This is a genomic window from Xanthomonas sp. SHU 166 (genome assembly GCF_000364685.1).
Taxonomy (GTDB): domain Bacteria; phylum Pseudomonadota; class Gammaproteobacteria; order Xanthomonadales; family Xanthomonadaceae; genus Xanthomonas_A; species Xanthomonas_A sontii.
The window spans coordinates 1-5,096 of the sequence record NZ_AQOJ01000282.1 but is presented as its reverse complement, the minus strand read 5'-3'; the positions used below and the strand labels follow the sequence as shown (position 1 = coordinate 5,096).

The window sequence follows — 5,096 nt, the reverse complement described above, 5'->3', positions numbered from 1 at the left end:
AACGACAAGCAACCAGCCTCCGGACCCAAGCCATTGGCATCTGTGAAAACAGGGGTCAAAGTACACTCTGGATGCGCGACGATTTTAAAGTTCGCTCTGACCCAAGTTATACTCAGTGGCGTAGCGCTTGTCCTTCAAGATTCTCCATATGCGGACAATGGTGGCCGGCTTAGCAGGGGGCCAGAAGAGTCACTGGCTATGTACAAAGCTGGTAACGCCTACGGCGGTGCACATCGTCTGCAAGACTTCCAAGATCTCATTTTCAAAGCTGCAGCATGACTCCGGCGCTTAACAACTCATTCAAACCGACGCCACTTCGCGGCGCGGCTTAATCTAGATACCCAGCAAATCTCATGGCACGCATCCCTGTGATTCGAACTGAGCTTGGAAACGTAACGTCCGCGAAGGATCTGCATGCCCTTCTCATGGAGTCGCTCGGCTTCCCTAGCTGGTATGGCCACAATTGGAATGCATTTTGGGACGCCATCACCGGTCTGGTAGAAATGCCTGAGCAACTAGTTCTAGATGGCTGGCAGCAGTTTTCATTGCGCATGCCCACGGATGCGCAACTGATGTGCAAGTGCCTCGAGGACATGTCCGATATGTACCCCCTTCTTTCTTCAAAAGTCGTGTATACCTAATATCCCGTTCAAGGTGCACTCACTGTCGCGCGTCGCTTAGCTCCATCGTTAGGTTTCTTACAACGAAGGATAGCGGAGGTAGATTGAATTATTCGTTGATCGTGTGGGTTTGGGTAGCCGATGGGCTAGCCTGACACCCGCGAACCGGCGGGTCTTGGCCTCGACATGCCACGAAACGCATGATGGCCGAGAGCCAGTTGTTGCTGGATGCGAATGCGGATGTCGGCAAACAGTTCGTCGCTCAAGCAATGTGCGATAAGCGCTGCCGAAGGTGGCGACGGCAGGGGCGCACGGCTGCGCGTAGAAAAAACACGGGTCAGAGTGCACTTTTTTGTTCGATACCTTTGAAAGTCGGCTCTGACAGCAATTCTACCTCTGGGGGAGTCCTCTCGCTTTGCGCCATCGAATAGTCATCAGCTTCGTCTTCCGGCTTCGTTGCCCTACCTCGCTCATCGTCTTAGGCCCAGGTCACACATCCATCGGTCACCACCTCTGGCAAGCACCAAACCGGCATCTGTGGCATGCTCGGCTCTCGGCGGCAATACTCGGGAGCACGGACCATGCTTCACTACCGCCTAACCGTTCGTTCAAGCCGATGCCGCTTCGCAAGGCGGCTTCACTCAGGCGTTAGGCGACCTAATGATCGAAGCAGAGCAAGCCAAAGCTTTAGTCCTTCGTTGCTGCGAAGCTTCTCGCGAAGGAAGAGATCGTTTTGTTATTCAATTCTGCGCGCTTTCTGAGTGTGGTGACTACTGGATCATTCGTGCAAACAGCGAAGATTTTGTCCTGCGAGGTATTCACGGGCGATGCTATGTTGGCGTAAATGCTCATCTTGTCAGTACTGCATCGGGTGAAATTGAAACCGTCGGTAGTGGTCAGAGTGTTGATGAGTACCTTCAAGATAAATGTGATGCTGCAACGGCTGGTAGCAATCACTACGTGCTAGGTCCGGACTTCGACAAAAGCGACAAGGCGGGCGTGATTCGCTTGCGACAAAAACTGGAGTGCTCACTCCAGAGAGCAATGCAACTTGTATCCTCCGAGTTCAATTGTTGGCTCACAGGTGAGAAGCGCTTGCTTAGCGACGCCAAGGCGATCTTGCAGAAAGAAGGAGTTACTACGAGTATTCGACTACTTAAAAACCCGGGATGTGCAGTGAGAATAGACAACTCGGTTTGGCACTGGACTGCACTGAAATCGGCTTTGAATCGAGTGGAGACAAAATGACAAGCGAAGTGGAGCGGGCAGAGTGCACGCGTGGCACTGGGCCATGCTTCGCATCCACGGAGAAGCTCACTGGCTTGCCAATCCTCAGCTTGAGTCTCCGCCGCAGGAATATCTTGATGCATCATCGTCGCTGGAGCCTAACAGTGGTCCCTAACAGTTCACTCAAGCCGACGCCGAAGTCGCTGCGTGGGTCCGCTTAGTTCAGGCGCTAGGTGCCACGTCAGATGCTTAGCCAGCTTTGGGAATCATGGCAGTTCAACATCGGACTCGGCTTGGCTAGCCTCGGCGCTGGGCTGCTGGTAGTGTCGCCGTGCCTGCTCGTCCCGTCTTGGCGCCGCAAGCTTCTTCGGTCGAACTTAGATATCGAGGGCGTCGGTCTCATTGCGCTGACGGTCACGCTTGTTGCAGTCGGCTGTTACAACTACGTCAGTGCCGGAAACGGCAGCTGACAGTTCCATTCAGGCCGAACCGGCTTCGCTGATTGAGATAATTTAAGCGCTAGGTCACATGAAGAAGATTCTCGCAAACCTAGTAACAGTGCTCGGCGTGCTATTCTCGCTGACCGGGCTATTCGGCACGCCAATAGTACTGCATCAGCTTCCGATCTCCTTGATGTTGCCAAGTGATGGAGAGACCTCCCATCAATACCTTCGGGCGGTCCCTGCCGAGCTACCCTGGCCGGAATATCTGCCATACATTTTTATCCTTTTGGGGAGCGCAATGCTTGTTGCCGGCATACTTTTGCGCCGAAAAATTCGTGCACTGCGGTGTAACTAGTTATTCAAGCGGAAGCTGCCTCGCGGTTCGGTTTAAATCAGGTGTTAGTCCTTATATGTTGAGTTGCGCTAACTGTCGGGAGGTCTGGGAATCGGCTCCAAATGGGTCGTCTCTTTGCGCTCTCATCAACGGCGACATCGGCTGGCTTATGTTCTTGCCTTCGTCTGAAGATCCAGGCTTCAGTTCTCGCAACCCTTCCTATTCCGGACCGCTTGACGAAATGATCGAATACAGGCTCTTCAATGGCCAAGTCGATTTATATCCAGCTTCATGGGCGCTGCCGCTCGCAACGATTGAGCGAGCCTTCGCCTCCTTCCGGGACACGGGAAAGCCACCAACTTTCGTCTGCTGGCACAACGACTCCGGTGATGCTTTAGAAGTCTGATCACCGGTCTAGGAAAAAGAGTCAGTAGGAAAAAGAGTCAGAGTGCACTTGTCTTGAAAATGCACTCTGACCCCAGTTCTCTCACCAGTTCTCTCAGTTGAGGATCGGTCTCGTCGGCCGACTTGCGGGTATAGATGACGCAGCGCATGGGGATCTCCGGCAAAAGAATGGGAGCACGCTCAGCACCTGCTGCGCGTGCGCTCAGATCTCTTTTTGCTGTTCAAATCCACGCCGTGAAGGCGACATGCGACGCGTTCGGACATCTATGCGACGTTGACGTGGTCGAACCGGATACTACCTCAGCGCGCCCGGGCTTGAGCCAGGCGGCGCCGATCGCCGAGCAGACGCTTTTCCGGCACTGGCCGTTGTTTTCGCGCGACGCTGCCAGCCGCGCCGCATCCCCCCGGCCGCCTGGACCGATGTGCTGGCCACGGCTCTCCTTTGCCGTGCCGCATCGGCCCATGCCGACAAGGTCCTCGAACACGAGCGACTGGCGGGGGCGCAGTGCCTGCTCGATTAAGCGGCACGGCTCGCCGCTGCGGCGGCTCCTGCGGCGGGTTCTGGTATGCCGGCTGGACAACTTGATCTGCGCGCGATGCGCTAGTGATAGAGCCGGTAGAGGTGCAGCGTACTGGAATCAGTACAGCCGTAGGCCTAAGTCCACGATCTTGCCAATCGGACTGAAAACCAGCGCGCCGCACCGGCCCGATTCGACGCCCGCATAGGAAGCGCTCTTGACGATGCCGTAGGCAATGTTTCCATAGTGGACCGGCCCGCCACTGTCACCACGAAAGCACGCCAAGTCGTCCCCCACTACCACCTTGTAGGCCAGGGGGTCACAGACCTGTCCGTTGCACTCCTTACTGCTAAAGCTCGCCGTGCTACTCGACACGACGCCGCACGTCCAACCGGTCTGCAAGCCCCTGTGGCATACCCGATCTCCAGCTACGGCGGCTGCGGCCGAGAGGATCGCCACACCGCAACTGGAACAGGTGTCCCTCGCAAAGACTTCTCCAAGTGGGCGGTAGCCCAGAACTGGGAAAGAAAACCATGCCAAGTCGTGTGTCGCGTCGAAAATCCGGTCCTCGTAAGTCAGCTTCGCGGTGACCTGTACGCCGCTTGCCGCATCCGACCAGTTTCCGTACATGAGGTTCTTGCCACAGTGCGCCGCGGTGACCAGGCCCCAATTGGTGTTGTCCTTGTTCCGCACGATGAAGCCGCCGGTGCACTGGTGCTCGTTGTCCAGATTGAGGATCTGCGAGCCGCCCCGCACATAGGGGGACTGGGTCGTTGCCAATGGCGCACTCTGTGTCGGCAACGTTGAGCTGGACGATGGCTCGGGCGACTCTTGTGGTTCTGATTCCATGGGGCCCGGCAGGAACTTGAACCTGACAGGCACGCCGAGCTGGCGACTCAGCGCTGCGTTCTCCGCTTCGTAGGCAGCTTGCTCCTCCGCAGGGACGAAGACGTAAAGCACGATCGCAGCATCCACTTCATCGATACCCGTGCCCTGCAAGCCGGGCACCTGCTCCTGCAGGCGTGCTTGGTTCGCCGCCAGGATGGCGCTGATCTCGTCTAGCGTCTTGCCGGACACCAGCGTGAACTTGACCGGGATGGTTCCGTGCGGCGTGGACAACTCATGGATAGCGGGTAGCGGACCCTGCTTGAGCCGCAGCACGAGCTTGAACCCGTCGCGGCTATCGTCCCAATACGAGGTATCGAGACGGTCGGCATAGTCCGCTTTGAAAGCGTCGATCTCCGACCGGGCAAGCACCTGCCTGAGCTCCAGGCGCCGCGAGGCTTCCGCTTCAGCCACGTGATTGTCCTTTGCGTAGCTGCGGGAGATGACCTCCAACTGGTCCAAAGGCTTGGCATCCTGAGCCTGAGCAGTACTGGACAGCGCCATTGCGCAGGCTGCGACGAAAAGCCACGTGTGTGTCATCGTTTGATCCTCCTTGAATTTTGTTCCTGAAGGGCAGCTCCATCTATTTTTCTTGTCGCGTATGCCTGTGTCAAACCGACGCCCCGACGTCCCCCGGTTTTGAGTAGCAGGGCGATTTGGAGTC

General features: G+C 56.6%; 5 protein-coding genes. 4 read left to right on the top strand and 1 reads right to left on the bottom strand.

Annotation, left to right across the window (positions count from 1 at the left end):
• From D180_RS24505 to D180_RS23870, 4 genes are all read left to right on the top strand, one after another.
• On the top strand, positions 1-279 hold a 279-nt coding region (locus tag D180_RS24505), incomplete at its 5' end, for a hypothetical protein (RefSeq protein WP_232760409.1).
• A 74-nt stretch (positions 280-353) separates the two neighbouring features.
• Positions 354-641, top strand: a complete 288-nt coding sequence (locus D180_RS08915) for a barstar family protein (RefSeq protein ID WP_043090693.1) — start codon at positions 354-356, stop codon at positions 639-641.
• 639 nt (positions 642-1,280) lie between these two features.
• Positions 1,281-1,868 (top strand): hypothetical protein, encoded by a 588-nt coding sequence (locus tag D180_RS23875; RefSeq protein ID WP_157835120.1) that lies wholly within the window; start codon positions 1,281-1,283, stop codon positions 1,866-1,868.
• Positions 1,869-2,092: 224 nt separating this feature from the next.
• Positions 2,093-2,317, top strand: coding sequence for a hypothetical protein (locus tag D180_RS23870; protein ID WP_157835444.1), 225 nt, complete (start codon positions 2,093-2,095; stop codon positions 2,315-2,317).
• A gap of 1,350 nt (positions 2,318-3,667) precedes the next feature.
• Here D180_RS23870 and D180_RS08910 read toward each other — a convergent pair.
• Positions 3,668-4,972 (bottom strand): hypothetical protein, encoded by a 1,305-nt coding sequence (locus D180_RS08910; protein WP_043090692.1) that lies wholly within the window; start codon positions 4,970-4,972, stop codon positions 3,668-3,670.
• Positions 4,973-5,096: the final 124 nt, after the last annotated feature.

Coding starts and splice junctions, on each gene's coding strand:
- D180_RS08915 (WP_043090693.1), top strand. CDS start 354: ATGGCACGCATCCCTGTGATTCGAACTGAGCTTGGAAACGTAACGTCC.
- D180_RS23875 (WP_157835120.1), top strand. CDS start 1,281: ATGATCGAAGCAGAGCAAGCCAAAGCTTTAGTCCTTCGTTGCTGCGAA.
- D180_RS23870 (WP_157835444.1), top strand. CDS start 2,093: ATGCTTAGCCAGCTTTGGGAATCATGGCAGTTCAACATCGGACTCGGC.
- D180_RS08910 (WP_043090692.1), bottom strand. CDS start 4,972: ATGACACACACGTGGCTTTTCGTCGCAGCCTGCGCAATGGCGCTGTCC.